Annotated in this window: 15 protein-coding genes; 3 read left to right on the top strand and 12 right to left on the bottom strand. The window is 70.6% G+C overall.

All coding sequences use genetic code 11. The annotated features are described in order from the left end of the window. Positions 1-31 precede the first annotated feature (31 nt). The 8 genes from AC5WRT_RS32915 to AC5WRT_RS32950 all read right to left on the bottom strand — a co-directional run bounded on the left by AC5WRT_RS32915 (position 32) and on the right by AC5WRT_RS32950 (position 7745). Positions 32-856, bottom strand: coding sequence for a 4'-phosphopantetheinyl transferase family protein (locus AC5WRT_RS32915; RefSeq protein WP_496097736.1), 825 nt, complete (start codon positions 854-856; stop codon positions 32-34). Then, positions 853-2166 carry a hypothetical protein gene (locus tag AC5WRT_RS32920; protein ID WP_496097737.1) on the bottom strand — a complete coding sequence of 438 codons (1314 nt, stop codon included), beginning with the start codon at positions 2164-2166 and terminating at the stop codon, positions 853-855. The genes AC5WRT_RS32915 and AC5WRT_RS32920 overlap by 4 nt, the downstream gene beginning before the upstream one ends. 56 nt (positions 2167-2222) lie before the next feature. Then, a complete protein-coding gene (locus AC5WRT_RS32925) occupies positions 2223-3167 on the bottom strand; it encodes an aromatase/cyclase (protein ID WP_496097738.1) in 945 nt (314 codons plus the stop codon). A 93-nt stretch (positions 3168-3260) separates the two neighbouring features. Next, positions 3261-4094, bottom strand: coding sequence for an AfsR/SARP family transcriptional regulator (locus AC5WRT_RS32930; RefSeq protein WP_496097739.1), 834 nt, complete (start codon positions 4092-4094; stop codon positions 3261-3263). 269 nt (positions 4095-4363) lie between these two features. Then, the gene (locus tag AC5WRT_RS32935; RefSeq protein WP_496097740.1) at positions 4364-5014 is read right to left on the bottom strand and encodes a ScbR family autoregulator-binding transcription factor; all 651 of its coding nucleotides are present in this window, start codon (positions 5012-5014) and stop codon (positions 4364-4366) included. A gap of 390 nt (positions 5015-5404) precedes the next feature. Beyond that, positions 5405-6064: a ScbR family autoregulator-binding transcription factor gene (locus AC5WRT_RS32940; protein ID WP_496097741.1), complete on the bottom strand. Its 660-nt coding sequence runs from the start codon at positions 6062-6064 to the stop codon at positions 5405-5407. A 164-nt stretch (positions 6065-6228) separates the two neighbouring features. After that, on the bottom strand, positions 6229-6999 hold the full coding sequence (locus tag AC5WRT_RS32945) for an SDR family NAD(P)-dependent oxidoreductase (RefSeq protein WP_496097742.1): 771 nt from the start codon (positions 6997-6999) through the stop codon (positions 6229-6231). Further along, a complete protein-coding gene (locus tag AC5WRT_RS32950) occupies positions 6996-7745 on the bottom strand; it encodes an HAD family hydrolase (protein ID WP_496097743.1) in 750 nt (249 codons plus the stop codon). The genes AC5WRT_RS32945 and AC5WRT_RS32950 overlap by 4 nt, the downstream gene beginning before the upstream one ends. 292 nt (positions 7746-8037) lie before the next feature. On the opposite strand from AC5WRT_RS32950, the gene AC5WRT_RS32955 reads away from it, so the two are divergent. Continuing rightward, complete coding sequence (locus AC5WRT_RS32955; protein WP_496097744.1) at positions 8038-8997, top strand: ScbA/BarX family gamma-butyrolactone biosynthesis protein; 960 nt, start codon at positions 8038-8040, stop codon at positions 8995-8997. 244 nt (positions 8998-9241) lie between these two features. Here AC5WRT_RS32955 and AC5WRT_RS32960 read toward each other — a convergent pair whose 3' ends face one another. The 4 genes from AC5WRT_RS32960 to AC5WRT_RS32975 form a co-directional block, all read right to left on the bottom strand. Further along, entirely contained in the window at positions 9242-9637 is a 396-nt protein-coding gene (locus AC5WRT_RS32960) for a DUF6009 family protein (protein ID WP_496097745.1), read from the bottom strand. Continuing rightward, entirely contained in the window at positions 9634-11199 is a 1566-nt protein-coding gene (locus AC5WRT_RS32965; protein WP_496097746.1) for a DNA primase family protein, read from the bottom strand. Before AC5WRT_RS32965 ends, AC5WRT_RS32960 begins: the two co-directional genes overlap by 4 nt. Then, complete coding sequence (locus AC5WRT_RS32970; protein WP_496097747.1) at positions 11196-12308, bottom strand: bifunctional DNA primase/polymerase; 1113 nt, start codon at positions 12306-12308, stop codon at positions 11196-11198. The genes AC5WRT_RS32965 and AC5WRT_RS32970 overlap by 4 nt, the downstream gene beginning before the upstream one ends. A 585-nt stretch (positions 12309-12893) precedes the next feature. Continuing rightward, a complete protein-coding gene (locus AC5WRT_RS32975) occupies positions 12894-13907 on the bottom strand; it encodes a serine integrase family protein (protein WP_496097748.1) in 1014 nt (337 codons plus the stop codon). A gap of 250 nt (positions 13908-14157) precedes the next feature. Here AC5WRT_RS32975 and AC5WRT_RS32980 point away from each other — a divergent pair, with 250 nt between their 5' ends. Continuing rightward, positions 14158-15024 (top strand): GNAT family N-acetyltransferase, encoded by an 867-nt coding sequence (locus AC5WRT_RS32980; protein ID WP_496097749.1) that lies wholly within the window; start codon positions 14158-14160, stop codon positions 15022-15024. A gap of 316 nt (positions 15025-15340) precedes the next feature. Then, positions 15341-15970 carry a class I SAM-dependent methyltransferase gene (locus AC5WRT_RS32985; RefSeq protein WP_496097750.1) on the top strand — a complete coding sequence of 210 codons (630 nt, stop codon included), beginning with the start codon at positions 15341-15343 and terminating at the stop codon, positions 15968-15970. Positions 15971-15980: the final 10 nt, after the last annotated feature.

Raw genomic sequence — 15980 nt, forward strand, 5'->3', positions numbered from 1 at the left:
CCGGTGACCCGCGGAGGTTGCGGCACCTGCATCACAGGCGGCCGCCCCGGTCCGTCCGTGGCGGACGGACCCGTGTCCCGTCCGCCGCTGCCGGCGCCGCATCCTGCCGATGGGCCTCGCTCACCAGGAAGCGCTCCTCGACGAGATGGGTGGCGAACGCCCACTCTCCGGCCCTGTCCCCGGTGAGCCGGACGGTCCCCGTCGCGTCCCACTCGAAACCGAACGCCGAGAACCGGCGCCGCATGCCGTGGCCGAGTGCCTTGGTGTACGCCTCCTTCAGCGTCCACAGCCGCAGGAACCGGTCGGTGCGCTCGTCCTCGGGCAGGGCGGCGAGCAGTTCGGCCTCCGCCGCGGTGCAGGCGCGGTCGCGCAGCCTCTCGAAGGAGACACGGCGCCCCGCGGGCTCGGCGTCCACGCCGACCGTCCCGGCGCGGCTGACGCCGACCACGATCAGTTCCTCGGTGTGGGCGAGGCTCACCTGCAGGTCCGCACCGAGGCCGCGCAGCACTGGCCGGCCGCCCGGCAGATACGCCAGGTCGAGCCGGCCGGGGGGAACCTGGAGGGCCACGGCGGCCGTGTGCTTGAGCACCACCCGCGAGACGGCGAGGCTCAGCCGGCCCGCCGGGACCGGATGCTGCCGGTAGCGGGGCCAGTCGCGGCCGAGCAGCGTGCGCAGCCCGGGATCGAGCAGGGCGGGGATCAGCCACTGGCCCCAGGTGGTGTGCACCACCGCCCGGCCCGTCCGCTCGATCCGCTCCTGAACCTCCTCCCACGGCCCGTCCGGCCCGGCAACACGGCAGGGCGGCGGGAAGGGCACCCCCGGAGTGCGGCTGTGCGCGGCGCCGATTCCGCTCACCACCGCAGCCTCGTCGCATGGAGGTCGCAGTCCACGCCGTTCGCCGCGCGGCGGGCCAGCTCGCCCCACACGCCCGGCTGCGGGTCCGGGACGCCGTCGGGCAGGGGCTGTCCGAGCCGCCCGGTGATCCGCCCGAGGGCCAACAGCGCCCAGTCGGCCTGACCGAGGAAGGACAGCCGCACCCCGGCCGCGGCTTCCCGTACGCCGAGGGCCACGGCGGCCGCTGCGAGCAGGGCCTGGCGGTCGGCCAGGGCACGCGCCGCCGGGTCGGCGGGGTCGTGCACGGCCGTGACCGAACACGTGACCCGCAGCGCCCGCTGCTCGGTGACCAGCCTGCGGCCGACGCGGGCGAGCGCCGCGGTGCCTGCGTCGTCGGCACCGGCCGCCAGCCGTGCCGTGGCGCCGGCCAGCGTCGCCGCGACGGCCCGCAGGCAGTCGCTGCCCGGTGCCATGGCAGGCGCCTGCTCGGTGATCCGGAACAGCGCCGCGCACTCCGTGCCATCGTCCGGCCGTGCGTCACCCGCCGCGCTCAGCCCCTGAACGACACGGGCCTGAGCCGCACTGGCGGCCGTCCAGTCGACCTGGGCGAACGCCCGGTCCTGCCGAATCTTGTCCAGGGTGCGCCGTTCGACGGTACCGCCGTCGAAACCGCACTCGCTCAGCACCAGTTCGAGATCACCCATCAGTTCACCGACGAGCTGGGGCACGAGGTACTCCACGACGGCGGCGAGCGCCTCCCAGCCCTGCTCCGGCGTCCCCGAATCGTCCGCGCCCGGGCCGGAGCACGCCCGCAGGGCCACGGCCGTAAGGCTCTCGCAGGCCAGCAGTTCCGCGAAGGCCGAGGCGAGGACCGGCCGCCACTGCCGGGCAGCGGCCTCGTACCTGCTCAGGCCGTCCACGATGCGGGTCGCGCCGCGCAGGACGCCGCCCGTCGCCGCGAGGAGCGCGGCCGGACCGAGCAGCGCGGCCGCCGGGTGCGGCACCGGTGCGCTCAGCAGCGGACGGATGCTCCAGGTGTGGGCCAGGGCGAGATCCCGGCGGAAGAGCGGGCGCAGGGCGCGGACGAGCTGATCGGCGGCCCGGACATCCTCGGCGCCGGGCAGACCGACGAGCGGGGCGGGCGGGGTGCTGTGCCCCGCAGCCCACAGAGCGGACCGCCCGTAGGGGTTGGCGGGGTCCCGGGGGTCCCCCAGCAGCGTTTCGAGGCGCGCCGCGCAGCGCGCCGCGCCGTCCGGTCCTTCCGCGGGGCCGGGGGACGTCCGGGTCGTCAGGGGCCGCCCGGCATGCGGGGCCGGCCGGGTCAGGGCCATCGCCGGTCTCCTCCTCGTCGTGGTGCCCGTCGCCGTACGGTGGTTCTCCGACAGTGTCATCGCAGTCGGCGTACGGCGCTTTCGGCGTGCCACCGCGCCAGGTTCAGGGCCTCCGTGCTCGACCGGCCCAGCCACTCGCGCACGTACCGGCGGGCGTCCACGAGAAGAGCGCCCTCACCCAGGACGGTCTCCACCGCGCCCTCGCGGAGCATCACGTGGTGGACCGAGACCACCCGCACGCCGGTCTCGTCGGGCTCCAGGTACCACTCCCCGTAGTGCGCGGCGACGGGATCCGGGGTCAGGGTCTCCTTGTGGACGATTCGTCCGGCGGCCGGGAAGCACAGCCGTACGGACTCGGACACCAGCATCTCCCCCGTCTCCGGTTCACAGGTGTGCAGGACCGTCGCCTGCACGCCCGGCCGGTCCTCGGTGACGTCGGCCCGGTCGACATGGGGAACCAGGTCGGCCCAGTCCTGGACGCGGTAGAGGAAGTCGTAGACGAGTTCCGGGGAGCCGTTGACGTACACGCTGTCCTCGAAGGACAGCAGCAGTTCGTCCAGACGGTCCCAGCGCTCGGCCGCCTCGCGCAGCGCCGTCAGCTCGGACCGCACGTCCGACTCGAACGCCTCGGGCGTCTGCCCGGGCCCGGCCGGGCGCTCATGGAGCAGCGTCAGCAGGCATCGGCCGACGCCGTCGGATGCCACGCTCCAGACACCGGAGGTCGGCGCACCGGGCAGGAGGGCGTCCTGCCGTTCGAAGTCGATACGACGCTCCCCGGGCCGCAGCACGCGGCGGGCGAGCGCGGAACACACCTGGCCGTCCCGCAGCCGCCACAGCCGCAGGTTCTCCTCCGTGCCGTCGAAGTCGATGCGCTCGACATGGACGAAGGGGGGCAGCAGGACAGGCCAGCGGGGGGTGTCGGCGAGCAGGCCGTAGACGACATCTGCGGGCGCCGCCACCGGGACGGTGTGCTGGGCGGAGTGCACTCGCTGCGACGACATGCGCGACCCCCTCCTCCAGATGCGATCAAGCCTGCACGGCAGGGCCTGAGCAGTGCTCGATTTCTGGTGGAGGAGCCGCGAGGTGACACGGCGTCAGCCGACGGGAACCATGGATGCGCTCGTCGCGGGGCGGGCCGGGAGGGTGTCGGAGCCGGACATGAGGATCGAGCGCTGCAGCTTGGCGAGCGCGGGGGACGGTTCGAGGCCCATGGCGCGCACCAGGGTGGCGCGCAGCCGCTGGTAGGCGTCGAGCGCCTCGCCTCGGCGCCCGGAGCGGTACAGCGCGAGCATGTACTGACCGCACAGGCTCTCGTGCGTGGGGTACTGGTTGACCAGCACGGTCAGTTCGGCGAGCAGCTCGCGGTGCCGGCCGAGCCGCAGGTCCGCCTCGACCCGCTGGTCCAGCGCGCACAGCCGGCTCTCCTCCAGCCGCTTGACCTCGGTTGCCAGCTGGGGACCGGTGTGGACGTCGGCCAGCGCGGGGCCGGTCCACAGCTCGAGCGCCTCGCGCAGCAGCCGGGCGGCCCGGGGGTAGTCCTCGGCGTCCATGGCCCGGTACCCGGAACCGGCGAGACGCTCGAACTCCCGTACGTCACTGACGCCGTGACCGCTCTTGAGCAGGTAGCCGCCGGGTACGGTCAGCAGCACGTCCTTGGCCTGGCAGCGCTCCCCGCTCTCGTCCCCGGTGCCGCCGTCCAGGGCGGCCGAGATGAGTTCGCGCAGCTGCAGGATGTAGGTCTGCAGGGTGGCGCGGGCGCTGCGCGGCGGCTTGCCGCCCCACAGCTCCTCGGTCAGGACACTTACCGGGACGACCTGACCGGCGCGCAGTGCCAGCAGGGCGAGCACCTGGCGCGGCTTGGGTGCCGTCGGCGTGATGGACACCCCGTTGAGCCGTACGCCGAGTGTGCCGAGCACATCGATGTCCACGCCGTCTCCCCCATCCTTGGTGCCGTCTGCAGCGTTCCCCTAACACTCATGAGTTAAAAACAGCGCGTGCGGTATGTCAATCCCAAACCGGCTATCCCGTTTATGTTCCACGGGGACTCAAGCCTGCCGCAAGATAGAAACCATTTACCTGGAGTGTCCGGACAAATTCACCCAATGAGGGCCTACGATCCCCGGAGTGAACGAGCAGCTTGACCGGTCTATTGCCGGCCCAGTAGACGGTTTTGGGCTACGTCTTGCGCCGGCCTCCGTCAGCCGGCGTCCGCTTGCGCGCCCTCCGGCTCGTTCCCGCCACTCTCCTCGTCCGGTTCGACGAGGATCTGCTGCGGCGAGGCGGCCAGACGCGGCAACAGGAGAGTCCAGAAACGCGCGGCCTGTTCCCGCGACACCCAGTCGAGGTCCCAGTCGCTCAGCGTCTCGAAGCCGACCGTCGCCGCGACGATGGCCGCAGCGGCGCCCTCCGGCGAGACTTCGTCCGCCAGTTCCCCTTCTTCCTCGGCCTGGGCCACGACGTCCTGGACCCACTCGCACCACCACCGCGCGAGTCCCCCACCCTTGCGGGAGGGGTCATGGCTCAGCTTGAAACCGGCCCTGACCACGGGATCGCTCGCCACGGCGGCGAGCAGTCGGCAGGTGGCGTTCACGAGGGACTGCAGCAGGGTGTCGGCGGAGGTACGGCAGCCCGCCGCCATCTTCTCGACGGAGTCGGCCGCGACCCCCTCGACCTCCCGTGCCAGCGCTTCCTTGCTGGCGAAGTGGAAGTGCAGGGCTCCGGTGCTCACTCCGGCCCGCTTGCTGACCGCGGGCAGAGTGGCCAGCGCATAGCCGTTGTCGGCGAAGACCTCGGCCGCAGCAACGATGAGGGCTTGACGTGTACGAGCCGCTCGCACCTGCTTGACCATTGCACCCTCCTCTACGTGCTGTCGCGCCACCTTAGCAAACCGCATGCTTGGTTGGTTTACTAGCGGGGGAGGGAGCGCTGTATTTGAATCATTCAACGATATAGCGGCGGAAGTTCCTTGGCCAGCAGGTAGACGGCGTGCAGGCGGTCATTCCGCCCTCTCCTGCGGCGATCGGCAAAGAGGACAGTCGGTCTGTTACGCGTCCATGCGCGGTGCTCGTAAGCGGTGAAACCGCGAGAGAAGCGGGGAGAGCTGCGAAGGGCGCGCACGGAACCGCGCAACCACCGTCGGCAGAGCCGCACAGACAAACCATCCCTCTGGTTTAGTTCGGCGGACCCAACCAACTCGCATCGACGGCGACGGCGGTTCTGCGCAGTTCAGCTGCGCAGTTCAGGCCACGACCGCCGGCTGATCCGTCAGACGCTCGGCTTCCTCGATGACGCGAATGCCTCTGTCAGGCGCGATGTCCAGCTTGACCAGGGCGGCAGGGGTGGCAATCGCCGGAAGAATGTAGTGATAGAGCGTCGAGACGCGCTCCGGCAGGTCGCTCCAGTTGGCGTAGGCCTCCGACAGGAACTGGATACCGAGCCAGGCGCCGAGGAAGAACTCCGCTGTCTCGTCCGGGTCGATGTGCGGCAGGACCTCGCCCTGCTCCTTGCCCTCGGCGATCTTCCGAGCCACAAGTTCCGTCCAGGCCGGCCAGGCACTGCCGAACAACTGCCGCCCCTGGAGATCGGCGGAGAGCCTGATGCCGGCCATCAGCACCACGTCCTGGGGGATCCGGTAGGCCAGCGTCATACAGATGTCGACCCACTCCTGGAGCTTCAACTCGCGCGGCACCCAGTAGTCGGTCGTGATCTGCGCGTCGATGACCCCGCGCGCCAGCGCTTCCTTGGAGTCGAAGTGGAAGTAGAGCGCACCCTTCGTCACGCCCGCACGCTGGAGGATCTCGGCAATGGTCGCTGCCGCGTAGCCACGCTCGGCGAAGACGGCGGCTGCCGCCTCCACAACAGCGCGTCGGGTCCGTACCGCACGCTCTTGCCGTGCCATGGGACCCTCCTCAGGGGAAAACCAAACCGGACGTGAGGTACCTTACCCCACGCTCGGGCTCCTACTCCGGGTCGGACACGCCAATCCGTGCAACGGCGACCACCCGCCCGGTGCCGGCCGCCGCGACCGCTGCGGGCTCCGCCGATCGCGGTCCCCCGCCGCCGCTACCAGGCGGTCCGCCCTCCGTCGACGGACACGGTCGCCCCCGTGACGAAGCTCGCCCTGTCGCTGCACAGCCAGGCTGCTGTCTCCGCCACCTCCTCCGGGGCTGCGGCCCGCTGCTGCGGCGCGGAGCGAAGGGCGCGCTGCATCATGTGCGGGACCTCCAACCACTCGTCGACCATCTCCGAGCGAGTCAGCCCCGGCGCGATGGCGTTGACCCGTATGCCGTGCCCCGCGTACTCGACGGCCGCCGCCTTGGTCAGCCCGATCACGGCGTGCTTGGAGGCGATGTACGGCGCACCCGTCGAGGAGGCGACCAGGCCACCGACGCTGCTGGTGTTCACGATCGCGCCTCCGCCGCATTCGAGCATGACGGTGATCTCACAGCGCATGCAGTTCCACACGCCACGCACGTTGGTGTCCATCACGCGCTCGTAGGCGTCGTCGTCCAACAGGTGCAGGGGCGATTTCGCCAGCCCCACACCGGCGTTGTTGAACGCGGCGTCCAGACGGCCGTAGCGTTCGGCGGCGTACTCCACCGTGCGTCGGACCTCCTCGCCGTTGCGCACGTCGACGACGCGGTAACTCGCCTCGGCGCCCGAGCCGCGCAGCTCCTCGACCAGGTCCCGCAGTCTCTCCTCCCGCCTGGCCGCCAGCACCACCACCGCGCCCTGCGCAGCGAACACACGGGCGGCGCCCGCGCCGATGCCGCTGCTGGCACCGGTGATCAGTGCCACCTTTCCGGCGAGTGGAGCGGTTCCGTCCGCCGTCACGTCCGTGCGTCCCGCCGCTCGACACCGACAGCGGCGAGCGGTCGGTCGTCCTTCGGCCACACGGCGTCCTGCGCCGCCTCGCGATCGAGGGTGCGCAGCAGCGCCTCGTCGATGTCGGCCAGACGGTGCACCAGATGCCGCACGCCGATCTCCTGCATCGACTGGCGCTGGAAGCCGTGCCGGAACGGGCTGGGATGTCCCACGAACGGCACCCGCAACTCCCGTGCCCGCTCAGCGACTCTGGCCGCGTCGTCGATGAAGACCACCTCCGGGTAGTCGAGTCCCATGTGGTCCCGGGTGATCTCCCGGATGCCCGGCCGGAAGTCGTTGGTGCAGATGTAGCCAGGTGCGGTGAAGCTGGACCGCCAGGATCCGACGTGGCGCTCGAAATGGCTCTCGTCCAGCCCTCCGTAGCAAACGACGTCCAGGCCCAGCCCGCGCAGCCGGCACACCAGGTCGACCGCCCCGTCGTTCACGCGCACCGGATGCTCCCGCAGGTACTTCTCGCGTTCTGCGAAGCAGGCCTCGAGCACGTGCTGCGGTCCTGCCGTGGACCCGATGGCATCTGCGAGCACCAGCGCGGCGACGTGGCGTGGCTGGGACAGGACGGCCCGTTCGAGCTCTCGGGTGTAGGTGACCCCGTGCGCCACGAGAAATCGGTGGATGACCGGACTGAATGTGTCGTTGAGGAGTACGCCGTCGATGTTGACGGCGGCCAGCCGGAGAGTCCCCAGCGGGACGGACATCGTGGTCTTCCTTTCGCAGGCCGGTGCAGGTGTCCACATTGGTCGGTTTCCTTGCACAAGTACCTCCAAGCGCCTCAGGGAGAGGAGCAAAGGAAACCGCCAAGCGGGTTTCAGATCGAGGCTGGGCCCCGACGGCACAAGGACTCTTTGCTGTCAACACCGCAAAACGGAATCAGCTATTCACACTTCCGGCACAAACTTGGCAGATTCTTTACTTCATGCTCCCGACAAGAAAACCGGTAGGTCCGTATCTTATGGAGTCGTCGGACGCGGCTTCAAGACGGGGGTAGCGATGAGTCTGATCACCACCGGCAGCGACAGAGGAACGCGTGAACTACCTCGCCTGACCACCACGGTCCCCAAGGAGTACGTGCATCGCGCCAGCCTCGCCGAGGTCTTCCTGACCGCCTGCACCGCGCAGGACGGCCTGCAGTTCTCGCTCACCGGCCAGTGGCCCCGCGCCCATACGTACTTCACCGGCCCCGATGGGGCGAGCCACGACCCGCTGCAGGTTGCAGAGACGTTCCGCCAGGCGGGCATCTTCCTCGCCCACACGGAGCTGGGCGTTCCGCTCGGTCACCAGTTCGTGATGCGGGCCATCAGCTACACGGCGGATCTGCGCGGCCTGGGCATCGCCTCGCGCCCGACCGACTTCGGCATCGAGGCCAGGTGCACGGAACTCGTCCAGCGCCGAGGGGTGATCAACCGGGGGGCCATGGAACTGTCCATCTTGAGGGAGGGAGTTGTGGTGGCCCACGGCGCCACCCAGTTCTCCACGATCACCCCGACCGTCTACACGCGGCTGCGGGCCGGCCGAACCGCCGGGACCGCCTCGTCGGTCGACAGGGCCGTACCGGATGCCTCCCGTGGAAAAATGCCGCCGGCGTCCGTGAACCGCCTCTTCGCCGCCGACGTGGTGCTCTCGGCCACTGACCACCCGCGGCGCTGGCTGCTCACGCCGAACCTCGACCACCCGATCCTGTTCGACCACGGTGCCGACCACATACCGGGCATGGTCCTGTTGGAAGCCGCCCGCCAGGCCGCCTTCGCCGCGGTCGGCTCGCGGGCATTCGTCCCCGCGAGTGCCTCGACCACTTTCTCCAACTACGTCGAGTTCGACCGGCCTTGCTGGATCGAGGTCTCGCGCGTCTCGGCCGACAGCGAGGAGATGATGACGGTCGAGGTCATCGGGCGCCAGGACGACCGGTGCGTCTACGCCTCGACCCTCACGGGGCCGGTTGGTCGTCCGTAACCGCCACGACGCCACCGTCCACGCCGCCCGCACGGCCTCTTCCACCGGGCCTGCGGGCGGTTTCACACATCGACCACCGCCCACGCCACACATGGACCGACCTCCCCCCGGTCAGGTCAGCAGCTCCCGGCGGTCGGAGACGTGAGTGCCTCCTGCCGCCGGCGCGACGTCGGCAGTACACCACACCGCGAGAGAAAACCGGAAGGTCTGTTCTTGTTGTTGTGACGGACCGGGCACCCCGGGCTCACAGCGGCAACGACTCTCCCTGCGCCCGGGACGAGATCTGCCCGCCCTCCGACCGCTCCGTCTTGCGTCCCTTCCTCCCGGGCGCCAGCGTGCGCGGATCGACGGCCTCGGCGGGCGCCCCGGTGGCGTACAGGCCGTCGGGGACGGTGTCCCGGTCGTGCGGCAGCAGCCAGAACACACGTCGGCGGAAGGTCCCCGAAGAGCGCGACGGCTTGGCCTTGGGCCCGAGCAGCGCGTAGCCGACCATGCGGCCGTCGCGGTGGTAGGCGGGCCTGCCCCGGCGGGTCGGCAGCCGGTCCAGGCTCTGGCGGACGTAGTCCAGTTCGCTGATGTCCTCGAGCCAGACGAGGTCGACCTCGTGGACGATCTCGTCCTCGGCTATGAGGGCACTCATACTGTCTCCTCGTCGGCGGCCAGCCCGATGCCCGGATAGTACTTGCGCTGGTTGGACAGGATCATTTCCTTCGGGGACGCCAGGCCAACCACCTCCCGGACCCGCGCGGCGAAGGACCGGGACGAGACGGCCGGGGCCCCTTCCTTCTGACACCACGTCCGGTAGGCCGCGTAGAGACCGGCTTGTTCCGCCCGCAGGCCCGGCTCGCGCCGGCAGGCCTCACCGAGGAAACGCCCGATGTGGTCCTCGGTCTCCGCGTACGCCGTGGTGGCGATGCGCACGGCCTCCGGGCCCAGCAGGTCCCGCTCCCCGGTCAGGTAGCGCCGGGCCCCGGTGACGAGCCAGTTGAGGATGCCGGCCCCTTCCTCCGTCACGAGGATGTCGGCCAGGTTGTCGACCTTGCGGTGGTCGGGCACGACCCGTTCGAACGGGATCAGCCGCATCCGCCGCCAGAACGCGAACCCACCTGTGCCCACCTCGGGCCGGTGGTTGCCCAGCAGCCACAGCTTGTGCGTCGGCTGGAAGCTGAAGAAGTCCTGCCGCATCCGCCGCGCCTTGATGCGGTCGCCGCCGGTCAGCAGCTTCACCCGGGCCTCGTCGAACCGGTCCCCCGGTTTGACCTCGCTGCACACGATGACCCGGCGCCCGTGCAGCTCGGCCAGGTCGGTGGGGTGTCCCTCGTAGGGGCGGGCCATGAGGAACCCGGGCGGCGCGGCGTCCGCGTAGTCGCCGACGAGCTTCATCACCACGTCCAGCAGCACCGACTTGCCGTTCTTGCCGGAGCCGAACAGAAAGGGCATCACCTGGGCGCCGACGTCGCCGGTGATGGAGTAGCCCAGCAGCAGATGCAGGAAGTCGATCATCTCCCGGCCCTCGGGGCCCTCTCCGAAAGTGTCGGCGAGGAACCGGTCCCAGCGGGGCGTCGGCATCGGCTCGGGCGTTGCGGTGGTGGAGCGGGAGTGGAAGTCCTTGTTCGGGTCCGGCACGCGCCTGAGCCCGGTCCGCAGGTCCACGATGCCACCGGGCGTGCACAGCGCGTACGGATCGGCGTCCAGCAGCGCGGCGTTGAGCACCATGCCGGGCGCGGACCTGGCCTGGGTGAGCATCGCGTTCATCCCGCTGGTGCTCAGCGCGCGCCGGCGGTGCTGCTGGAGGGCGGTCGTGCTGTGCACCCCCCGCGGGTCGGTGGTGGCGAGGGACTCTGCCAGGTCGCCGGCGGCCCACAGCACGGTGTCGTCCTCGTCGATCTGCCAGCGGGTGCTGTCCCACCGGAACCAGCCGAGCCCCGGCACGTGCCGGTAGTCGTTGGCGTAGAGGCTGACGAACAGTTTGGCGTTGCCTCGGTCGCTGAGGGTGTCGGGCAGCAGCCCGTCGGCGGTCGCCTCCCCGGCGGACCGGGGACCGCCCTGCTCTCGCGTACGGCCCTGGGGGACGCTCGGCGCCTTCACAGGGTCCTGGGGCAGGCTGTGAGCCTCTGTACGGACCTGGGGCACGCTGTGGGCCAGGATCTGCGCCGCGACCTCCCCGGCGTCGAAGAGGGCGTTGTCGTGGCCGCGCGTCACGGGCGGCCTCCCGGGGCAAGCGGACGGGTGCGGCCCGCGCTCAGTCCACCGCGGATGACGGCGCCGTAGCGCCGCTCCTGCCCGGGACGGGCCTGCGCGGCCGCCTCCCGCAGGACACGCTCGGCCTCGGCCTCGGCCAGCACGCCCGCGGCGACGAGCCCGCCCGCGGTGTACGCCGCCCGGTTGAGCTTCTCGGTGAACCCCGCGCCCTCCGGTACGGCGGCGCAGGCGGCCACTTCCGCCAGCAGCGGGGCCAGCGCACGGCCGGCGGCTCCACGGCCCCCTCCGGCGGCCAGGACCGCCTGCCGGGCACGCGGGGGCACCGGCCGGGGCGCTGGCACGTGCACGGGCGGCAGATGGCCGGTGCGCTCCAGCTCGCGCGCGAGCCAGGCGGGCAGCGGCGCGGGCTCCCGCGCGGGACCCACGGCCTCGTACGCCCCCGCCTCGGTGACGGTGCCCGGAGCGACGATGTACCCGCCGTGCGCCCGTACGTCGACCTGCCAGGCCAGGGCCCGTCCGCCGCCCGAACCGGAGGAGCACTGCCAGCGGTGCCCGCCCAGGGCGCGGTACCACACGTGCAGGCCGCCCGCGGGCGTGCGCACGCGCAGGGTCGTCTCGTCGTCGGCGGGAGAGGCCGCCTCGCGCAGCGCGGCCAGCACCCCGATCGTGTGGAAGCCGTTGGCGAGCCCGGTCAGGTCCACGGTCTCGGCGATGCCGATGCCGGGCAGCAGACGGTCCCGTGCGGGCAGCAGCCGGGCATGGGCGTCGATGTCGATCACGACCAGTCCGGCGGGCCCGCAGGCGATCCCGACGCCGAACTCCGGGTGGGCTCCCCACCACTGCTCGATCCGGGCGAAGTCCAGCGTGGCGGCCCGGAATCCGTGGCACCAGCGACCGGTGGCAGGACAGCGGCATCCCCGGTGGGTGTGCCCGGGCTCACGGCAGGCCACGCAGTTGCCCGCCGGCGTCTTGCGTCCCGGGGCCAGCGGATGGACCGGCCAGCCGCGGCCGGCGCACCATCGTGCGATGGCCAGGGACTGCGGGACGCCCGGTCCGGCGGGAGCGGGCCGCTGTGAGTCGCTGCGTAAAACCCGCAGCTCATCGGTCATGCGTTTCCCCCGTCAGCGACCGAAGCGACTCAACAACAGGCACAGGGTAGCGAAGCACTGATAAAGCTGGGGTCATGTGAACGAAGAATCGATTCCGCCGTCCCGGTGGGCGGCGAGCGACCGAAACAGCGACCCACAGCGACTGAAAACCCGTTGGCTGTTACATCAGTCGCTGCTTGAGTCGCTGTCAAAACAGCAGGTCACAGCCCATACAGCCCTCAATTAGCGACTCAAGCGACTCAAGTTCGGTACATATAACGCGCACACGCGCGCACACGCACACGCGAATGTCTTGATATACCCGACCCTTGAGTCGCTTCAGTCGCTGTTCCGCCCCAAGACCCGGTCCGAGCAGGCCTTTTGCCCAGCGACCGGCCAGCGACTCAACAGCGATCCGCCCCGCTTTCGGTCGCTGCCCTTCAGTCGCTGCCCCTCCCCCGCTGCTCTTGAGTCGCTGCCCGCGCGGCGACCGGAGCGATTCAAGCGACTCTGGACCGAACCTGGATGACCGTTTCTCCACCGGACCGTCCACCCGACACCAGCGACCGAAGCGACCGAAGCGACCGAACGCCCGTATTTCGCCTCTCAGTCGCCGCACTCGCCTTCCAGGCAGGCCTGGCCCTCGGGGAGCATCCGAACGGAAAATGGCGGTAGCCGGTGACCCGGATCATGGTCCGGTCGGGATGAGGGCGCCGACGCGGTTCCCGCCCCCGCGGCGGGCCGTGCGCTGTGCCGGGACGGTCGGGGCGTCCTGGCCGCCGTCGAGGGGCCGGCAGCGGGCGAGGAGCTGGCGGGTGGACGGCCCGGGTGGTGCTGACGCGCAGGGTGTGGCCCTGGCCGCGCCGTACGGTGACGCCCTGGCCGATCGCGGCTCGTTCGTCGGGCTCCAGCTCGGTGGGGCGGAGGTAGTCGGCGACCTTGCCCCGGCATGTCGAGGGTGACCGGCAGCTCCGGGGTCGGGACGTCCTCCTGGCCCTCGGCGGTGTGCTCGGGCAAAAGGTCTGCGACGGCGGTACGGATGACACCGTGGCTGACGTCCTGGTCGCGCGCGAGGGCGGCGATGGAGCGGCCTTCGAGGTACGCGGTGCGCACGGCGTCGGTCCTGTCGGCCGCCACGGCGGGGCGTCGCCCGCCCTTGCTGCCCCTGGCCCCGGCGGCCCGCAGCCCGTCGTGGGTCAGCTCGCGTTGGAGGTCGCGTTGGAGTGCGCCGGCGGCGGCGAGGGTCTGCACCATGAACTTCGCGGTGGACAGCAGCTCGCCGGTGCGCGGGTGGTGGACGGTGAGGTCCATCGCGGAGAAACGCGCCGTCGTGGATGCGCAGCGCGAGGCGGTCGCGGTGGAGGACGTCGAGCACGTCGAGGACGTGGCCGGTGCCGCGTACGGGGCGGAACATCTCGGAGATGTGCACGGTGTCGCCAGGCGCGCGTAGATGAGCAGTTCGCGGAACTTCGGGCGCTGGAGCGGGTGGAGACGGCTGGAGGTGCCGGGGTCCTCCTCGAAGCGGACCGGGTCCTCGATCCCGGCCTCGTCCAGGACGAGGTCCTGGCGGGCGGTCGACTGCTGGTCGGTCGAGACCCGCTCGTAGACCGGGTTCGCCACTCGTGGGCCCCTTCCGTACGGAGGAACTGACCCTATCTGTCATCAAACCCTGTCAGCAGTTGCCATCGGATCCGATGGGAATCGGGCCGCCGCGAACCCCTGGATCGCACGGGTTCATCGGACACGTCGGCCGCCTGTCGTCAATCCTTCGCCGACAGGAGCCTGCGGCTGATCGGGGGCAGCTACGTCACGTGGCTGAAAGGCATTGAGCAAGTGCTCCCCGAGTCGAGGAGATCCGGGATCATGAAGCATGCTCCTGGAAGACTGGCGCCTCACCCAAGACGTTGACGACTTCCTCGCCCGAGCCGGGGACTTCCTGCGCTCGCGCCCGGCCCTGCACAACACGCCGCTGACGGACATCGAGAAACTGCGGATACGCAGGCCGGACGCACACGGCCCCGTCACCGCCGTCTTCGGCCGACTGGAGTCCGGAGGCGAGGTCCACGCGGTCTTCTGTCTCACTTCGCGCGGCCGCCTGGGCCTCACCCCCCTCTCTGTCGAGCAGACCGACGCCCTCGCCGCCCGCCTGGCCGCCCTCGGCCACTCACCCGCCAACGTCATCGCGGACCACGACACCGCCACCGCATACGCCGATTCCTGGCAGCGGCACACGGGCGCGGCGCCAGCACTCTTCTGGCGGACGCATCTCTACCGTCTCGGCACACTCACCCCACCGCAGGCGCGCCCGGAGGGCCGGGGCCGTCTCACGGGCAGGACAGACCGCGAACACGTCGTGCGCTGGTGCCGTGAGTTCTGCGTCGACGTCGGGGAGCAGCCCTCCATCGACTTGATCGACGCCGGCTCCTGGGACGACTCGCGCTTCGGCGACCGGCACTTCACCTTCTGGGAGACCCCGGACGGCACCCCCGTCTCGATGGCGGCCGCGACCTCGGTCATCGGCGGCATGGTCCGGATCGACCCCGTCTACACCCCGGCCCCCCTCCGGGGCCGCGGCTACGCGGGCGCCGTCACGGTCGAGGCGAGCCGGGCAGCGCTGTCCGCGGGCGCGACGGACGTAGTCCTGTTCACGGACCCGGACAACCCCACCAGCAACGCCCTCTACCAGCGCATCGGGTATGTCCACGTCGCCGACTTCGCCGGGTACAAGTTCTCCTAAAGCGCGCCACAAGCCGGGTGACGGCATGATCGCGCAAACGCACCTGCCACGTACGGGCTGTGACCGCCGCGAAGCGGCTGACAGGAGCGGTGGCAGGCATTATCTAGGGTGCGAAGGCACTTTGCACAGGTCAGACGGCATAGTCCGTTGTCAGGCAAACAAGGCGAAATACGGGTTTGTCACGGCCCGGAAAGGCGTTTCGAGCGAAACGCCGTCTGGATGCCGAGATCATGTGACGGGACGATCAGTCCCGAGAGCAAGGGCCGGTATGGGCCGGTGAACGGCGTTGAACGGCGGGGGCGTTAGCTTCCTGCCCATGTCAGAACACCAGGATGAGACCAGGGCGGCCTACGACGGGGTCGTCGAGCTCTATGCGTCGATGTTCACTAGCCGGTTGGAGACGCGGCCGTTCGCCCGGAACATGATCGGCACCTTCGCCGAGCTCGTGCGTGACACGGGGAACCTGCGGGTAGCCGACGTCGGGTGCGGACCCGGCCATCTGACGGCCATGCTGTACGACTTGGGGCTGGACGCCTTCGGGATCGACCTCTCCCCGGCCATGGTCGACCACGCTCGGCGGGCTCAGCCGGCGCTGCGGTTCGACGAAGCGCGAATGGAGGCCCTGCCGGTCGAGGACGGCGCGCTCGGTGGAGTGCTGGCCCACTACTCGATGATCCATACCCCACCTGAACAGCTGCCCGCGGTGCTCGCCGAGCAGGTGCGTGTTCTGGCACCAGGGGGTCTGCTCCTGGTGTCCTTCTTCGGCACCGAGGGGCCGGAGCCGGTCCGCTTCGATCACAAGGTGGCGCCCGCCTATAGCTGGCCGGCGGAGCGGTTTGCCGAGCTGCTGGCCGAGGCTGGGCTCGTCACGGTGGCTCGGTTGCTCCACGACCCAGCATCCGAGCGCGGCTTCCTCGACACACACTTGCTGGCCCGCCGCCCGTAGATGACGGCGT

The sequence above is a fragment of the Streptomyces sp. NTD91 genome, assembly GCF_059510455.1.